The organism is Streptomyces sp. NBC_01384, assembly GCF_045040035.1.
GTDB lineage: Bacteria > Actinomycetota > Actinomycetes > Streptomycetales > Streptomycetaceae > Streptomyces.
In genome coordinates, this window is sequence record NZ_CP109559.1 from 306,208 (window position 1) to 322,269 (window position 16,062).

Sequence of the window (16,062 nt, forward strand, 5' to 3'; positions counted from 1 at the left end):
AGAACCGCCGGATCGGGACACGGCACGGGCCGCCCGCCACCCCGGCAGGAGTTGTCAGTGGCCGATGCGATGCCGGTTTCGACAACCTCGCCAGCAAGGTCCAGCGGCCGGTACCACTCACGCAGCGCCTCCGCGCCGATCGCGCCGGCGATCGGCTCGGTGGCATGCCGAGCCAGGGTCTCCTCGAACGGAACATCCAGGCGAATCGGGTCCCGGGACCGTCCACGCCGGTGGACAGGTCCCAGGAATGGATCCGGCCGGTCGCCGTGGTTGTCACAGCGATCCGTGGAAGGTGCGGCTGATCACGTCGAGCTGCTGCTCGCGGGTCAGGCGGACGAAGTTGACGGCGTACCCGGAGACACGGATGGTCAACTCCGGGTATTTCTCGGGGTGTTCCATCGCGTCCTCCAGCGTGGCCCGGTCCAGGACGTTGACGTTCATGTGGAAGCCGCCGGAGGCCGTGTAGGCGTCGAGGATGCCGACCAGATGGCCGGCGCGCTCGCCGGGCGCGTGTCCCAGTCCCTCCGGGGTGATCGTCGTCGTCAGTGAGATGCCGTCGCGGGCCTGCTCGTACGGCAGTTTGGCGACCGAGAGCGCGGAGGCGGCCACGCCGTGCCGGTCACGGCCGTTCATGGGGTTGGCGCCGGGCGCGAAGGGCTGTCCGGCGCGCCGGCCGTCGGGGGTGTTGCCGGTGTGCTTGCCGTAGACGACGTTCGAGGTGATCGTCAGGACGGACTGGGTGTGCTCGGCGCCCCGGTAGGTGGGGTGCTTGCGCACCTTCGCCATGAAGGACTCGACCAGGCCGACCGCGAGTGCGTCGGCGCGGTCGTCGTTGTTCCCGTACGCCGGCCAGTCTCCCTCTGTTTCGAAGTCGACGGCGAGCCCGGTGTCGTCCCGGATCACCTTCACCCGGGCGTACCTGACGGCGGACAGGCTGTCGGCGGCGACCGACAGTCCGGCGATGCCGCAGGCCATGAAGCGGTGCACGGGGTGGTCGTGCAGCGCCATCTCGATGCGCTCGTAGGCGTACTTGTCGTGCATGTAGTGAATGACGTTGAGCGTGTTGACGTACGTGGCCGCCAGCCAGTCGAGCATGTGGTCGTAGGCCGCGGACAGCTCCTCGTACTCCAGGTACTCCCCGGTCAGCGCCGGTGCCTCGGGGGCGATCCGCTCGCCGGTCATCTCGTCCCGGCCACCGTTGATCGCGTACAGCAGCGCCTTGGCCAGGTTGACGCGTGCGCCGAAGAACTGCATCTGCTTGCCGACCGCCATCGCCGAGACGCAGCAGGCGATCGCCGTGTCGTCCCCGGTGCGCGGACGCATCTGCTCGTCGGACTCGTACTGGACGGCGCTGGTGTCGATGGAGACCTTGGCGCAGAACTCCTTGAAACCCGTGGGCAGTCGGGGCGACCAGAGCACGGTCAGGTTGGGTTCGGGGGCCGGGCCGAGGTTGTACAGGGTCTGCAGGAAGCGGAAGGAGGTGCGGGTGACCAGCGGACGGCCGTCCGTACCGATGCCGCCGATGGACTCCGTCACCCACGTCGGGTCGCCGGAGAACAGCGCGTCGTACTCGGGGGTGCGCAGGAACCGTACGATCCGCAGCTTGATCACGAAGTCGTCGACCAGCTCCTGGGCGCGGGTCTCGTCGAGAATCCCCTCCGCCAAGTCCCGTTGCAGGTACACGTCCAGGAAGGTGGAGGTGCGGCCGAGCGACATCGCGGCGCCGTTCTGCTCCTTCACGGCGGCGAGATAGCCGAGGTAGAGCCACTGCACGGCCTCATGTGCGGTGGCAGCAGGCCGGGTGACGTCGCAGCCGTACGAGGCCGCCATCCGCGTCAGTTCGTCCAACGCCCTTGTCTGCTCGGCCAGTTCCTCTCGGTCGCGGATGACGTCGGACGTGGACGGCCGTGCGTCCAGCAGGGCGCGCTCGGCCCGCTTGGCCTCGATCAGCCGGGCGGTGCCGTACAGCGCCACCCGCCGGTAGTCGCCGATGATCCGGCCTCGGCCGTAGGCGTCGGGCAGTCCGGTGATGATCCCGGCCTTGCGGGCGGCGCGCATCTCGGGGGTGTAGGCGTCGAAGACACCGTCGTTGTGGGTCTTGCGGTAGGTCCCGAAGACGCGGCTGACGAACGGGTCGGGCTCGTAGCCGTACGCCTTCAGGCCGTTCTCGACCATCCGCAGGCCGCCGTTGGGCATGATCGCGCGCTTCAGCGGGGCGTCGGTCTGCAGACCGACGATCAGCTCGCGCTCGCGGTCGATGTACCCGGGCGCGTGCGAGGTGATCGTCGACGGGGTCGCGGTGTCGACGTCGAGGATTCCCCTGCGCCGCTCCTCCGGGAAGAGGGCACTGACCTTCTCCCACACGGTCCGGGTCCGGTCCGTCGGGCCGGTCAGGAAGGCCGCGTCGCCCTCGTAGGGGCTGTAGTTGGCCTGGATGAAGTCGCGTACGTCGACGCCCTCGCGCCACTGTGTACCGGCGAACCCGCGCCATGCCTCGGGCACGCGTGTTCCGGCTGTCACTGTCACCGTTGTTGTCATCGCCGGTGCTCTCCCTTGCTGCGCACTGGAATGCCTTCGTTTCGATGCTCGTGCGGCGCGACGGCCGCCGGGAGGGCCGGGCAGGGCCCGGGACGCCGCCGTCCGGCCCCCGGCCGGGGGCCGTTCGGCCTCGGTCTCCGCTCGGGGGCTCTCACCCGACCGTCAGGTCCGGCCGGACGAGCGTGCCCGACCTGCCGTGGACGATCTCGTACGCCGCGTCCAGGGCGCCGATCGCGGCCAGTCCCCCGGTGCGTTCGACGAACCGGGCGGCGGCCTCTGTCTTGGGGCCCATCGAGCCGTCCGGGAAGCCGCCGCGGCGCAGCTCGGCGGGGGTGGCGCCGAGGACGGGCCGCTCGTCGGGGGTGCCGTAGCCGGCGTAGACGCAGGGCACGTCGGTGAGGATGAGCAGGAAGTCGGCCTTCAGGTCCTCGGCGAGCAGCGCCGCGGTCAGGTCCTTGTCGATGACCGCTTCCGCTCCGGTCAGCGCGCCGGTGTCGTGGTCGGCGGTGACGGGGACGCCTCCGCCGCCGGCGCAGATGACGAGCGTGCCGCTGTTCAGCAGTTCGTGAACGGTCTCGGTCTCCAGGATGCGTTCGGGTGCCGGGGAGGGGACGACGCGGCGCCAGCCGGTGGTGTCGGCGGCGATGTGCCAGCCGCGTTTACGGGCGAGCGTCGACGCCAGTTCGTAGGGGTAGACCTGGCCGACGAACTTGGTGGGGTGGTCGAAGGCCGGGTCGTCGGCCCGGACGAGGGTGTGGGTGACCAGCGCGGCGATCCGGCGTCCGGGCAGGGCGTCGTGCAGGGTGCGGGCCAGCAGGGAACCGATCATGCCCTGGGTCTGGGCGCCGAGCAGGTCCAGCGGGTAGGGGGCGCTCAGCGCGGGGTCGGCGGCGCTCTCCACGGCGAGCAGCCCGATCTGGGGGCCGTTGCCGTGGGTGATGACGATCTCGTGCTCGTGGGCCAGGGCGGCGATCGCGGTGGTCACCCGGTCGATGTTCGCCTCCTGGACGGCCGCGTCGGGGCGTTCACCGCGGTGCAGCAGGGCGTTGCCGCCGAGGGCGATGACGATACGCATGGCTCAGTCCTCCAGGGTGGCCACGAGTACGGCCTTGATGGTGTGCAGCCGGTTCTCCGCCTGGTCGAAGACGACGGAGGCGGGCGAGGAGAAGACCTCGTCGGTGACTTCGAGGCCGTCGAGGCCGTAGGTGTCGAGCAGTTCGCGGCCGAGGCGGGTGCGGTGGTCGTGCAGGGCGGGCAGGCAGTGCATGAACTTGACGTCCGGGTTGCCGGTGAGGGCGAGCGTCTTGTCGTTGACCTGGTAAGGCAGCAGCAGTTCGATGCGCTCGCGCCAGGTGTCGGCCGCTTCGCCCATGGAGACCCAGACGTCGGTGTGCAGGAAGTCCGCGCCGCGTACGGCGGTCTCAACGTCCTCGGTGAGGGTGATCCGGGCCCCGCTGCCTTCGCCGACCGCCCGGCAGGCGGCGACCAGCTCGGGCCCGGGCCACAGCGCCTTGGGCGCGGCGATCCGTACGTCCATGCCGAGCAGGGCGCCCATCGACAGCAGCGAGTTGCCCATGTTGTTGCGGGCGTCGCCGAGGTAGCAGTAGCTGATCTCCGGCAGTGTCTTGGGGCTGTGCTCGCGCATGGTGAGGACGTCGCACAGGCTCTGGGTGGGGTGCGCGGTGTCGGTCAGACCGTTGTAGACGGGGACGCCGGAGCGGGCGGCGAGTTCGGTGACGATCGACTGGGCGGAGCCGCGGTACTCGATGCCGTCGAACATCCGGCCGAGGACGCGGGCGGTGTCGGCGATGGACTCCTTGCTGCCGACGTGCGTGTCACCGGGGCCGAGATAGGTGGTGGCGGCGCCCTGGTCGGCGGCGGCGACCTCGAAGGCGCAGCGGGTGCGGGTGGAGGTCTTCTCGAAGATCAGCGCGAGGTGCTTGCCGGTCAGGCGGGGCTGTTCGGTGCCGGAGCGCTTGGCCGCCTTGAGGTGTGCGGCCAGGTCGAGGAGGTGGTGGATCTCGGCGGCGGTGAAGTCGAGTTCGCTCAGGTAGGAGCGGCCTCGCAGGTCTGTGGTCATGGGGTTCCTCGCTGGTGCGGACGGGTGCTTGGGTGCCGTCGTGGCGTACGGCCGTGTCGGCGACGGCATCGCTCAGTCGGCCGGGTCGCGTTCGATCGGGCAGCTCATGCAGCGTGGGCCGCCCCGGCCGCGGCCGAGTTCGGCGCCGGCGATGGTGACGATCTCGATGCCCTGCTTGCGGAGATAGGTGTTGGTGGTGACGTTGCGCTCGTAGCCGACGACGACTCCGGGTGCGAGGGCGAGGAAGTTACTGCCGTCGTCCCATTGCTCGCGCTCGGCGCCCGCGAGGTCCTGCGGCGCGGAGAGCATCCGGACCTTGTCCAGGTCGAGTGCCTCGGCGAGCGCGGTCGCCAGGTCGGAGTTGGGGGTGACGTCGAAGCCGGTCCCGTGGGCGTCGCTGGGCCGCAGGGTCCACGAGCGCAGGGCGTCGGCGAGGCCCGGGTAGATGGCGAAGGTGTCGCGGTCGAGCATGGTCAGCACGGTGTCGAGGTGCATGTACGCGCGAGTGGCGGGGAGTTGGACGGCGATCACCCGGGTGGCCGTGCCGTCGGCGAAGAGCCGGGCGGCGAGGTTCTCGATGGCCTGGGCGGTGGTCCGCTCCCCCATGCCGACCATGACGGCGCCGTTGCCGAGGACGTGCACGTCGCCGCCTTCGAGGGTGCCCACGGGCCCGTCGAGGATCGGTGCGGGCGCGGTGGCGGCGAACATGGGGTGGAACCGGTAGATGGCCTCGGCGTGCAGGCTCTCGCGCCGCCGGGCGTGCTTGGCCATCGGGTTGACCGACAACCGGTCGTACATCCAGCAGGAGTTGTCGCGTGGGAAGAGGTGGTTGGGCAGCGGGGCGAGCGCGAAGGCCTCGGCGTCCAGCGCGTTCCAGACCAGGCTGTGCGGGCTGGCGAGCGGCAGGTCGTTCTTGAGGATGCCGCCGATCAGGTACCCCGCGAGGGTCTCGCCGTCCAGCTCGGCGCACCGCTCGCGCACCGGGTCCTGCAGGGCGGGGCCGACGGTCGCGGGGGTGACGACCCGGTCCAGGAGCCAGTCGCGGGCCTCCGGGACGTCGAGGGTCTGGGCCAGCAGGTCGGCGAAGTAGTGCACGCGGGCTCCGTGGTCGCGCAGTACCTGGGCGAAGGCGTCGTGCTCCTCGCGGGCCCTCTTGGCCCACAGGATGTCGTCGAAGAGCAGGGCGTCGACGTTGCGCGGGGTCAGCCGGGAGAGTTCGAGTCCGGGGCGGTGCAGGATCACCTGGCGGAGGCGGCCGACTTCGGAGTCGACGTGGAAGGTGTTCATGGCGGGGCTGCTCCTGTGGTCGGGCGGGTGCCGGCGGGGCGAGGCAGTGAGATCAGTCGTGGTGGTTGAGGGGGTTCTTCCGGAAGCCGCCGGTTCGGCTCGTGCGCGGGCCGCGGGAGAGTCGCTCGTCGGTCACGGGAGTCTCCGGCGCCCGCGCCTCGCCGAGTTCGACCGCGAGCTGCGGGGCGCCCGCCTCGCCGTACTCCCCGCGGTCGCGCTTCAGCCACACGTACACCGGCAGGCCGAGCAGCAGGACGAACAGCCCGTAGTACACGGTCTGGTAGCCGCTGCCCTGGATCGACCAGTACGAGAAGGCCATCGCCAGCGCGGAGACGGTGACGTCCCGGGCCAGCCGCCCGGGGCTGAGGCTCTCGCGTCCGCGGACCAGCAGCCAGTACAGCTGGGCGGCGGCGGAGAAGAGGTACGGGATCACGGCGGTCAGCACGCTCAACAGCACGATCTTGGTGAAGACGTCGTCGAAGCGGGTGTAGCTGAACACGGTGATCAGCGAGGCGAGGACGGTGGAGGCGACGATGCCGAAGACCGGGACGCCGTTGTCGCCGCGCAGCTTCGCGAAGGCCCCGGGGAAGAGTCCGTCGCGGGCGGCCGCGTACGGCATCTCGGCGCACAGCATGGTCCAGCCGTTGAGGGCGCCGATGCCGGAGATGATGGCGGCCACCGCGACCGTGTCGCCGGCCCAGCTGCCGCCGAAGATGTTGTTCGCGGCGTCGGTGAACGGCGCGGAGGAGGCGCCGAGTTCGCCGTGCGAGACGGTGCCGAAGACGGCGAGGGTGCCCAGGATGTAGATGACGGCGCAGGCGAGGGTGCCGTACACGGTGGCGCGCGGCACGTTGCGGCCCGGCTCGCGGACCCGGCCGGCGACCACCGAGGCGGCCTCCAGACCGAGGTAGCTGAACAGGGCGATGGCCGCGGCGGCCGAGATCGCGCCCAGCGCCGACTGGCCGCTGGCGTTGAAGGTACCGAAATTGTGCGGGTCGATGAACAGCAGCCCGATCGTGGCCATGAAGACCAGCGGGATGAACTTCAGTACGGTGGTGATCACTTGGAAGGCACCGATGTTCCGTACGCCGGTGAGGTTGATCGCGGCCGGGATCCACAGCCCGATCAGTGCGATGAGCACCGAGACCGCGATGCGGTGGCCGGTGTTGACGAACACCTCGACATAGCCGACCCAGGCCACCACGATCGCGGCGTTCCCGGCCCACGCGGTGATCCAGTACGACCAGGCGTTGAGGAACCCGGCGAACTCACCGAAGGCTTCGCGGGCGTAGACGTAGGGGCCGCCGCTCGCCGGAACGCGCTTCGACAGCGCCCCGAAGGTCACCGCCAGCGCGAGCGCGCCGAGCGTGACGGCTCCGAACGCCACGAGCGAGATGGGCCCGTACGGTGCGAGGGCCGAGGGGAGCGCGAAGACTCCGGTGCCGATGATGCTGCCGATCACGAGCGCGGTCGCCGAGGGGAGGCCGAGTGCCGCCGCGGGGCCCGGCCTTTCGCCGCTTCTTGGGGTCCTGGAGGTCCTGGACATGAAAGTGCTCCTTGTGCGGGTCGCTGGGGACGCAGGCGGTGAGCCGATCCGTGGACGATCCTTCTCGGCGGCCGCGATCGTGGTCAGTGGCCACCCGTCCCCCGCCGGGGCCGTTGGTCCCGTTCGGAACGTCCCCGAACGGCCCCGTGCTCCGCCTCTCCGGTGGCCGGGGAAACGGAGCACGGGGCCGTTGCGTGCCGCGGGGTTCGTCAGGAGGTGCGGTCGATCCCGTAGACCGTGCGTCCTGCGACGAGTTGACGGCCGGTCACCGGCTCGGGCTCGATGCGGATGAAGACCTCCTCGGGCGAGGCCACCCATGAGCGCGGGCCGGTCCGGGTCAGCCGGCCGTGCTCGACGGGATCGGTCACCGCCGTGGCGCGGCCGGTGACGCGGTGAGGCGGTTGTTGACCTCGACCACGTCCTCGATGTGCTGCACCTCCGCCATCAGCCGGGACACCGAGGCCTCCGACATCCGGCCCGTCAGTTCCACCACGCCGTCGCGCACGTACACCTCGACGGTGTCACGGTCGGCCGGGGAGCAAAAGGCGTTGATCTTCGCCTCGATCTCCTGCCGGATTCCGGCGTCGTCCCTGACGAGGGCTTGCAGCAGGGCGTCACGGCGGACCACGCCGACCAGGCGGCCGTCGTGGTCGGTGACGGGGAGCCGCTTCAGACGCGACAGCGCCGCGAGCCAGGCGGCCTCCGCGACGGTCGCACCTGGCAGCACCGTGATCGCGGGGCTGGTCATCAGGTCCGCCGCCGTCTCGCCCCGGGCTTTTTCGTACAGTCGCCGTTCCCGCAGCCTGCCGATGCGTCCGGGCCGGTGGCCAGAGGCTTCGAACGCCGCCTTTGCCAGCAGGTCGGATTCCGACACCACACCGACCACCTGGTCGTCGGCATCCACCACGGGGACCGCGCCGACGCGTTCGCGCGCCAGCAGCCGTGCGATCTCGCGGTACGGCAGGTCGTCTTGCATGGACACGGCGGGTACGTCCATCACGTCCCGCACCAGCGGGGCCGAGGGTTCTGCTGACGGCTCCGGGAGCCTCTCCTCAGCAGAGCCGCCGGTCCTCTGTTCCTGCTCCGCCTTCGGGAACGGGCCTGGCTCGGCTCCCGCTGCCGGGCTTGGGCGTCTCGTGGTGCCGGACGGGGCCGGCGCGGTCTGCCGCTCGGCGCTCGCCTGTTCGGCCGAGACCGTGGCGACGGCACCCAGGTAGCGCAGGAACAGGTCCTGCCTCGATTCCTCGCTGGGACGCCAGGCGTGCGACGGCACGGCACCGCGGGCGTCGGCGCCCGAGGAATAGTTCTCACGCTTGTTCACGACGGCCTCCGGACTCCGTCGGACTGCCTACCGTCCCAGTCTTGCGCTCCACCGCCGCAGGCCAAGAGCCGAACGGCCCTGGTGGAGCGGCGATACGGCCCATCCCGTGCGAGCCCGCTCGGGAGCGGTGGGACTGAGCCGTACCACGCCGTCCCCGCGCACCAGGGGCCGGGCGTCAACCTGCGGGCTCGGGCGGGCGTGGGGCCGCCCGTCCGGGACCCATGCGGGTAGGGAGGTCACGCACCGTGCTTGACGTCGATGTGCTTCTCCTCGGCCTTCTCGCTTGCGCGGCCCACACTGACGGTGAGTATCCCGTCGGTGAAGTCGGCCTTGACGTCGTCCTCATTGGCGCCCGGCGGCAGGGTCACGCTGCGACTCATGGAGCCGTAACGGATCTCGCTGCGGTTCTTGTCGACATCGCGTTCGGTGCGCTCGGCCCTGACAGTCAGCACCCCGTCGCTGATGACGACGTCGATGTCCTCGAGTGAGATCCCCGGAAGCTCCGCCCGCATGACGTACCGGTCGTCCTCCATGTAGTCCTCGATGCGGATCGTGTAGAGGTCGCCCATCGTGGGCATCGCAAAGCGCGCGGGGAACGTCTCGAACCACTCGGGAAGCTCCGGGAACGGGAACTTCTGCCTGCGTGTGAGTGTGGTCATCGCCGTGTCTCCTTGGTTGTGGTTGTGGTTGCGGCTTTGACACCCCCCAGTCCACCGCGCGCGCCGCCTCCCCGCTGAGGCCGAACGGCCCATCCTCGGGGTCCCGGAAGTCCCTTCCGTTCGATCCGTCCACACATGAGGTTTTTGCGAACGATCGACATACGCGCACCACGCCGGGCCTCCCCGAGCACCGTCAGTGGCGATCACCATGTCCGATGCCACCACCACGGATCTGTACGAAGTGACCGTCCACTTCGCCCGGTGCCGATGAACGCCGACGAACGCGGCTCGCCGAAACACCGCCCGGCCCAACCGTTCTACGACGACGCCGACGTCGACGGCACGCTGCGCCGTGGTCCGCGGCCTCCCGCGGACCACGGCCGGTAGGGCCGACCGGACCCCGGGCCGGGACGGACGGCCCCTGGGATACTCCACACTGTCGGGCCTTTCATGAAAACGGAAGCGACGGGCAACGGCATGCGTGCCCACGTCGGCGACGAGATCGTCGTGCGCGGTATCGCCATCGGCGTCATCGCCCGGAGGGCGAGGTCGCCGGTGTGCACCACCCGGACGGCAGTCCGCCGTACGACGTGCGCCGGGCGGACACGGGACGGGTGACGCTGTACTGCACCTGGCGGATACCCCCGGCACCCGGTGAACCGACACCCGATGAACACGGTTCATGAGGGTTCGTCGACGCGTCGGGAACGAACTCCTGGAGGTCACGATGACCCCACCCCATGACCACCGGCCGATCGTGGTCGGTGTCGACCCCGATCCCGCGAAGCGCATGGCTCTGGCATGGGCTGCCGATGAGGCGGCACGGCGCCGGGTACCCCTGCGTGTGGTCCACGCAGAGGGCATGCCGACCGTGAAGTTCCGGCGAGGGGAGATGCCGCCGTCCTGGGAGGAGTTGGACCAGGTACTGCACGTTGCCGGGGAGCAGGTGCTCAAGGCGGCGGTGTCCTTCGCGGAGGCCCGGCAACCGCAGGTCGAGGTGTCCGGGCTACTGGCGGAGGGCGACCCGGCGTGGATCCTGCGGGACCAGAGCCATGACGCCAGGGCCGTCGTATTGGGGTCGCGGCATCTGAGCCGGGTCAAGGAGGTCTTCGGCGCCCTCTCGGTCGCCCTGCCCGTCATGGCGCACGCCCCCTGCCCGGTGGTCGTCGTGCCCGAGCCGGAACACATCACCCAGCAGCCCGCGTACTTCGTCGTCGGCGTGGACGGCAGTGCGCGCTGCGCCGCGGCCGTCGACCTCGCCTTCGAGGAGGCCGCGCTGCGGGGCGCCGCCCTGCGCGCGCTGTACGTGTGGCAACCAGGGCCGCTCGGGATATTCGACGAGTACGCGCCGCAGCAGGAGTGCCGACGTGTGCTCGCCGAGACCGTCGCCGGCCGCGGCGCGGCGTACCCGGACGTGGAGCTGCACCACGAGCTTGTCAGTGGCCATCCCGTGAAGGTGCTGACCGAGGCGTCCGCGCACGCGCTGGGCCTGGTGGTGGGGACCCGGGGACACGGCGGCTTCGCCGGCATGCTGCTGGGCTCGGTGAGCCAGGGCGTGCTGCGTTACGCCCGCTGTCCCGTCATCGCGGTGCCGCATACGCTCGCGTGAGTCGGGCAGCGCGAGATCGACCGCCTGCCTCCTGACCGCCTGCTCCCCCATGTGATGGTCCTCCTGGTGCCCCGACCCCGGCTGGACAACTCCGCGCGACGACGGCCGCGCCGTTCTCGTCAGGGCGCCCCGTCCGGTCCGCCGCCGACCCTGCCGGACTCCTCTCGGTCCGCCGCCGAGCCGACCGACCGGATTTCCGCGCCGGAAGGGCGGGCCCGCGGGGGCACCGGCCGCGGGCCGGCGGCGTCGCGGGCCGGAGTGCCCGGGCCTCCCTCCCGCCGCTCCTGCCGGAGCACATCGAGGACGGCGGAGCCGTCGACGGTCTCACGGGTGACCAGCAGGTCGGTGAGACGATCCAGGGCCCTGCGGTGGTCGCGCAGCAGAACCGTGGCCCGCTCCTCGGCCTCGCGCAGCAGGCGTGCGGCTTCTTCGTCGATGACCCTCTGGGTCTGTTCCGAGTACGGCTGCAAAACGGGTTCCTCGGCGCTCTCGCCCAGATGGCGCGGGCCGGCCGGGGCGTAGCCGACGGGGCCGAGGGCCGGGGACAGGCCGAAGTCGCGGACCATCCGCGTGGCGATGTGGGTGGCCCCGGCCAGGTCGTTGGCGGCGCCGCTGGATCCCTCGCCGAAGACCAGGAGTTCCGCGGCCCGGCCGCCGAGCCGGACAGCCAGCAGGTCGGTCAGGTAGCCCTCGCTGTACAGGTGGCGTTCGGCCTCGGGAAGCTGCTCGGTCACCCCGAGCGTCATGCCCGACGGCAGGACGGTGACTTTGGCGACGGGGTCGGCGTGCTCGGACAGTGCGGCGACCAGGGCATGGCCCGATTCGTGGACGGCGACCGCGTGGCGCTCCTCGGGCAGCAGGGCGTTGGACGCCTCGCGGCGGCCGAGCAGGATGCGGTCGCGGGCGGCGTCCAGGTCATGCGCCTCGATCAGGGTGCGGTCGGCACGGACGGCGTTGATGGCGGCCTCGTTCACCAGGTTGGCGAGGTCCGCACCCGAGAAGCCCGGAGTCGCGCGGGCGACGATGTCGAGGTCGACGTCGGGGGCGAGGAACTTTCCGCGGGCGTGGACCTGGAGGATGGCGGCGCGCTCGGCCTGGCTGGGCAGCGGGACGGTGACCTGGCGATCGAAGCGTCCGGGACGCAGGAGGGCGGGGTCGAGGGCTTCGGGCCGGTTGGTGGCGGCGAGTACGACGATGCCGGTGGACTGGTCGAAGCCGTCCATCTCGGCCAGCAGCTGGTTGAGGGTCTGTTCACGCTCGTCATTGCCGCCGGCCCGCCCGCCGACCGCGCGACGGGCACCGACGGCGTCGATCTCGTCGATGAAGATGATGGAGGGCGCGCGTTTACGGGCCTCGTCGAACAGGTCCCGCACGCGGGACGCGCCCACCCCGACGAACATCTCGACGAAGGCCGACCCGGTGACCGACAGGAACGGCACGTCCGCCTCCCCGGCGACGGCCCGGGCGAAGAGAGTCTTGCCGGTGCCGGGCGGCCCCACCATGATCACTCCGCGTGGTCCCTTGGCACCCGCAGCCGCGTACCGCGCCGGGTTGCGCAGGAAGTCCACGACCTCGCTGATCTCCTGCTTGACCCCCTCGTATCCGGCAACGTCGTCGAACCTGGTGGTGGGCCGCTCCGCCTCGATGATCTTCGCTCGGGAACGGCCGATGGCGCTGAGCCCGCCGGTCACTGCACCTGCGGCGCGGCGTCCGAACCACCAGAAGAGACCGATGAGGAGCAGCACCGGCAGGAAGGCGACCGCGACGGACACGAACGCAGGGGTGCCGCTCTTGCTCTGGGAGGCGCTGATCTGCACGTGCTCGGCCTGGAGTTGCTGCTGGAGCGGCCCGGTACCCAGCGCGGTCGGGATCTGGGTGGTGAACTTCGTGCCGTTCTTCAGAGCGCCGCTGACCGCGCCCTTGTCGTTGATGTCGACGGTCTTCACCTGGCCCACGCCGACCTTGGCGACGAAGTCACTGTAGGACAGGTGCGCCTGTGGGGTCCCCGACGGGGCGCGCACGAGCAGGAGGACACCGAGGAAGACCACCCAGAGCAACGGAAAGATCCACCACGGCCGACCCGACCGCGGCCGCTGTTGCGTGGGCGGCTTCGGCGGCTCCCTCGGCGGCCCGGACTTGGCCGGCGGTGGTGTGAGATGCAGGTGCGGCATCCGCGTTCGCGTGATCACAACGCACCGCCTCCTCCGACAAGGCCGACGTCATACGCCCACACATCGCCGGGCGGCGCGGGACCTGCGGGACCCTGCGGGACGATGACAGGGGAACTCCCTCGCGGGTCACTTCCCGGGTGCGCGGAGAGCGGCCGACACCACTGCGGTTCCGCTTGCACGACACCGGCCTCCTCATTCCATGGTCCCTCGGACACGGCGTTCCATGGCCCCTCGGACACGGCATCAGCACGTCGATCGCACGGAACCAGGGGTACGAGGCAGCCGACGTAGTGGAATCAGCTGTACTCAACGACTCACGGCACTTCCGGTACGACTGCCACCGGGCACTCGGCGTGATGCAGCAGCGCGTGTCCCACCCGGCCCCATGGGAGTCCTCCCGAGCCGCGGCCGCGGCGCACGCCGATGACCACGAGGTCCGCGGCGGCCGAGCGGTGCACGAGAACCCTGTGGGCGGGCCCTTCGACCGTGGACCGAATCACCCGGACATCCGGGTGGTCCGCCACGGCGTCGAGCAGCAGAGCGTCGATCAGTGTGGATGCCCGCTCCTCGTCATAGTGCGCCGGATCTCCGGCAAGCAGGGGGTGCTCGACGGGCTCGTGCCTGGGGCGGCGCCAGGTGCGGACCACGTCCAGGAGGCAGTGCCGCGCCGCCGCCTCACGGAGGGCGAACCGCAGGGCCGTGCCGCTCGTGCCGGCTTCTCCGGCGCCGAGCACGATCCGCTCATGTGTGCCCTCCAGCCCTGCCTTGTCGCCGCGGACCACGATCACCGGCCCGGAAGCGCGGCCGGCCACAGCGAGGCTGACCGAGCCGAGGAGCAGCCCCTTCAGCTCACCACGGCCACGAGATCCCGTCACCACGGCCCTGGCGTTGTCGCCTTCGCGCAGGAGTGCGTACACCGGGTCCTCGGGCAGGACGTCGCCGGTGACCTGCACGTCCGGATTGCGGCGCCGTGCGCGCTCCGTCGCGGTCGCGACGATGTCGTCCGCCATCACCTGGTGTGACGGGCGCTGCGGACTGCCCGAGGGCATGACGCCCTCGTAACGTTCCCACCGGGACGCGTACACGAGCCGCAGCGGCAGGCCGTGCCGGGCCGCCTCGTCGATCGCCCAATCCAGCGCCAGGAGGCTGGATTCCGATCCGTCCACGCCTACGACCAGGGGCAGTTCCATGGCCCCCACCGCCTTTCGTCCGGCTTCGCATACCTGCACCAGCACGGGCCTACTGCCACGGTCGCGCCCACCAGGGGGCTACGCGAGGGGCAGTTCGGCCCTTTTCGGAAATATTCGTCCCGATCCGTTACAAACAGGCGATGACTATTCCAGAAGAGGCAGTGTTGGCGATTCCAGAAGGGGCCGTGTTGGCGTCCGCCGACCGGCGTCCGGGAGTCGCAATGAGGGACCTTCGGACCTCCCCGGCGGACTGTTCGACCCCAGCGCGGGCGAGGACGACGCGATGGACTGGACGTGTCGGAGCCACAGGCGGGGCCCAGCAGACCCTGTGATCCGTAGTCGACCCGCCCTGGCGGGCAGAGGGATGTCCAGGCTCGCGGACCCGGTGCGGAGTACGCACGGAAGGAGTACGGAGTATGCGGCACCGGACTGTCACTGAAGTCATGACACACCGTGTCGTCACGGCACACCCAGGCTCGTCCTTCGAACAGGTCGCCTGGTTTTTGCGGAACAAGGACGTCTCGGTGGTCCCCGTCGCCGACGACGACTCGTGCTCCGGCCCACTCTGGGGAGCCGCCGTATGAAAGTTTCCGAAGCGATGAGCGCTCCAGCGGTTGTCGTCACCCCGCAGACCGCCTTGGCCGAGGCGGCACGGCAGATGGATGAGCACGGGGTCGGTTCCGTGCTCGTCGTCGAGAGCGGGGCGCTGCGCGGCATCGTCACCGACCGCGACCTCGCGGTGCGTGGGCTGGGCCGAGGCCTGGACGCGCAGGCGCGGGTGGAAGAGGTGATGTCACCGCAGGTCGTCACCGTGGACGTGTCCGACGACGTGCACACGGCGTATCGCACCTTCCGCCGGTCCGGTATGCGCCGCCTGCCGGTCCTCTACGGACACCGCCCTGTGGGAATGCTGACGGTGGACGACCTCCTCCTCGACGTCTTCCAACGACTGGGCGACCTTCTCGGGCCCGTTGCCTGGAGTGTCCTCGAGGAGCCACCGGGCCCACCGTCGGAGAACAGTTCTTCGTATGGCACGTGAACCGACGCAAGTGGCAGCGGGGGCGACCCGGTGCCCCGGACGCGACACAGACAGGGTGCCCGAGGATGAGAACCGGAACTCCCGTTCTGACGCCGGAAGGCGACAGTGGCCACGGGCCGCCTCCCACCGGTGAGGCAGGCCCCACCGTGCAGACACTGCCGGCCGGAGACGTCTTCGCCGCCCCCACCTGCCCTACGAACACCTACGAGTCAGGGCGGACTTCAGCATGGCCGACGACCGGCCCGCCCGCGTCGCGTCCATCCGCATACGGATCCTGCTGCCCGTCGAACTGAGCCCCACTCGACGCGAGGGGCTGCGCGCGGGGGTCGACCACTGCACCGTGCACAACACCCTGCGACTGCCACCCGACGTCACGGTCTCCTTCGACTGACCCCGCTTCGGCAGGCCCACACGCGGATCTCCGGAAGGGATCGCAGGGCACCACAGGCTCCGTGCCGGGCCCTGCGGTCTCGTCGTGCTCCGGCCGGCTTCGTGCGTGACGTTCTCTCGAGTGGCACGTGCACGGGGGCGCAGATGCCTGGGCCGAGTGCCAGGGCCGCTCCGGGCGGGGTGGCGGGGGGGCCGTACGGCCGGATGGACGGACGGCGAGCGCAGGCGTTCG

Annotated in this window: 17 protein-coding genes and 1 pseudogene; 7 read left to right on the forward strand and 11 right to left on the reverse strand. The window is 70.6% G+C overall.

What is annotated here, in order from left to right:
• Positions 1 to 202 precede the first annotated feature (202 nt).
• The 9 genes and pseudogenes from OG747_RS01065 to OG747_RS01105 form a co-directional block, all read right to left on the reverse strand.
• Positions 203 to 283, reverse strand: a pseudogene (locus OG747_RS01065) (pyruvate formate-lyase 1-activating enzyme); the annotation flags it as partial.
• Positions 274 to 2,538 (reverse strand): formate C-acetyltransferase, encoded by a 2,265-nt coding sequence (gene pflB / locus OG747_RS01070; protein WP_405876874.1) that lies wholly within the window; start codon positions 2,536 to 2,538, stop codon positions 274 to 276. The gene pflB and the pseudogene OG747_RS01065, both read right to left, overlap by 10 nt.
• Before the next feature lie 151 nt (positions 2,539 to 2,689).
• The gene (locus OG747_RS01075; RefSeq protein ID WP_405876876.1) at positions 2,690 to 3,613 is read right to left on the reverse strand and encodes a carbamate kinase; all 924 of its coding nucleotides are present in this window, start codon (positions 3,611 to 3,613) and stop codon (positions 2,690 to 2,692) included.
• A 3-nt stretch (positions 3,614 to 3,616) separates the two neighbouring features.
• On the reverse strand, positions 3,617 to 4,618 hold the full coding sequence (gene argF / locus OG747_RS01080) for an ornithine carbamoyltransferase (protein ID WP_405876878.1): 1,002 nt from the start codon (positions 4,616 to 4,618) through the stop codon (positions 3,617 to 3,619).
• A gap of 72 nt (positions 4,619 to 4,690) precedes the next feature.
• On the reverse strand, positions 4,691 to 5,905 hold the full coding sequence (locus OG747_RS01085; protein WP_405876880.1) for an arginine deiminase: 1,215 nt from the start codon (positions 5,903 to 5,905) through the stop codon (positions 4,691 to 4,693).
• 52 nt (positions 5,906 to 5,957) lie between these two features.
• Positions 5,958 to 7,367 carry an amino acid permease gene (locus OG747_RS01090; RefSeq protein WP_405885401.1) on the reverse strand — a complete coding sequence of 470 codons (1,410 nt, stop codon included), beginning with the start codon at positions 7,365 to 7,367 and terminating at the stop codon, positions 5,958 to 5,960.
• Positions 7,368 to 7,660: 293 nt separating this feature from the next.
• Positions 7,661 to 7,819 carry a hypothetical protein gene (locus OG747_RS01095; protein ID WP_405876882.1) on the reverse strand — a complete coding sequence of 53 codons (159 nt, stop codon included), beginning with the start codon at positions 7,817 to 7,819 and terminating at the stop codon, positions 7,661 to 7,663.
• Entirely contained in the window at positions 7,816 to 8,772 is a 957-nt protein-coding gene (locus OG747_RS01100; protein WP_405876884.1) for a CBS domain-containing protein, read from the reverse strand. The genes OG747_RS01095 and OG747_RS01100 overlap by 4 nt, the downstream gene beginning before the upstream one ends.
• Positions 8,773 to 9,008: 236 nt before the next feature.
• On the reverse strand, positions 9,009 to 9,431 hold the full coding sequence (locus tag OG747_RS01105) for an Hsp20/alpha crystallin family protein (protein ID WP_405876886.1): 423 nt from the start codon (positions 9,429 to 9,431) through the stop codon (positions 9,009 to 9,011).
• 261 nt (positions 9,432 to 9,692) lie between these two features.
• On the opposite strand from OG747_RS01105, the gene OG747_RS01110 reads away from it, so the two are divergent.
• The 4 genes from OG747_RS01110 (at position 9,693) to OG747_RS01125 (ending at position 11,040) form a co-directional block, all read left to right on the forward strand.
• Positions 9,693 to 9,818 carry a hypothetical protein gene (locus tag OG747_RS01110; protein WP_405876888.1) on the forward strand — a complete coding sequence of 42 codons (126 nt, stop codon included), beginning with the start codon at positions 9,693 to 9,695 and terminating at the stop codon, positions 9,816 to 9,818.
• Positions 9,819 to 9,881: 63 nt separating this feature from the next.
• The gene (locus OG747_RS01115) at positions 9,882 to 10,049 is read left to right on the forward strand and encodes a hypothetical protein (protein WP_405886066.1); all 168 of its coding nucleotides are present in this window, start codon (positions 9,882 to 9,884) and stop codon (positions 10,047 to 10,049) included.
• Positions 9,989 to 10,117 carry a hypothetical protein gene (locus tag OG747_RS01120; RefSeq protein ID WP_405876890.1) on the forward strand — a complete coding sequence of 43 codons (129 nt, stop codon included), beginning with the start codon at positions 9,989 to 9,991 and terminating at the stop codon, positions 10,115 to 10,117. The genes OG747_RS01115 and OG747_RS01120 overlap by 61 nt, the downstream gene beginning before the upstream one ends.
• Positions 10,118 to 10,158: 41 nt before the next feature.
• The gene (locus OG747_RS01125) at positions 10,159 to 11,040 is read left to right on the forward strand and encodes a universal stress protein (protein WP_405876892.1); all 882 of its coding nucleotides are present in this window, start codon (positions 10,159 to 10,161) and stop codon (positions 11,038 to 11,040) included.
• A gap of 119 nt (positions 11,041 to 11,159) precedes the next feature.
• On the opposite strand, the gene ftsH is transcribed toward OG747_RS01125, so the two are convergent.
• Positions 11,160 to 13,088: an ATP-dependent zinc metalloprotease FtsH gene (ftsH, locus tag OG747_RS01130; RefSeq protein ID WP_405885402.1), complete on the reverse strand. Its 1,929-nt coding sequence runs from the start codon at positions 13,086 to 13,088 to the stop codon at positions 11,160 to 11,162.
• Positions 13,089 to 13,525: 437 nt separating this feature from the next.
• Positions 13,526 to 14,401: a universal stress protein gene (locus OG747_RS01135; protein ID WP_405876894.1), complete on the reverse strand. Its 876-nt coding sequence runs from the start codon at positions 14,399 to 14,401 to the stop codon at positions 13,526 to 13,528.
• A gap of 443 nt (positions 14,402 to 14,844) precedes the next feature.
• Here OG747_RS01135 and OG747_RS01140 point away from each other — a divergent pair, with 443 nt between their 5' ends.
• From OG747_RS01140 to OG747_RS01150, 3 genes are all read left to right on the forward strand, one after another.
• Positions 14,845 to 14,985 carry a hypothetical protein gene (locus OG747_RS01140; RefSeq protein WP_405876896.1) on the forward strand — a complete coding sequence of 47 codons (141 nt, stop codon included), beginning with the start codon at positions 14,845 to 14,847 and terminating at the stop codon, positions 14,983 to 14,985.
• A complete protein-coding gene (locus OG747_RS01145) occupies positions 14,982 to 15,440 on the forward strand; it encodes a CBS domain-containing protein (protein WP_405876898.1) in 459 nt (152 codons plus the stop codon). Before OG747_RS01140 ends, OG747_RS01145 begins: the two co-directional genes overlap by 4 nt.
• Positions 15,441 to 15,666: 226 nt before the next feature.
• Complete coding sequence (locus OG747_RS01150) at positions 15,667 to 15,831, forward strand: OsmC family protein (protein WP_405876900.1); 165 nt, start codon at positions 15,667 to 15,669, stop codon at positions 15,829 to 15,831.
• Positions 15,832 to 16,062: the final 231 nt, after the last annotated feature.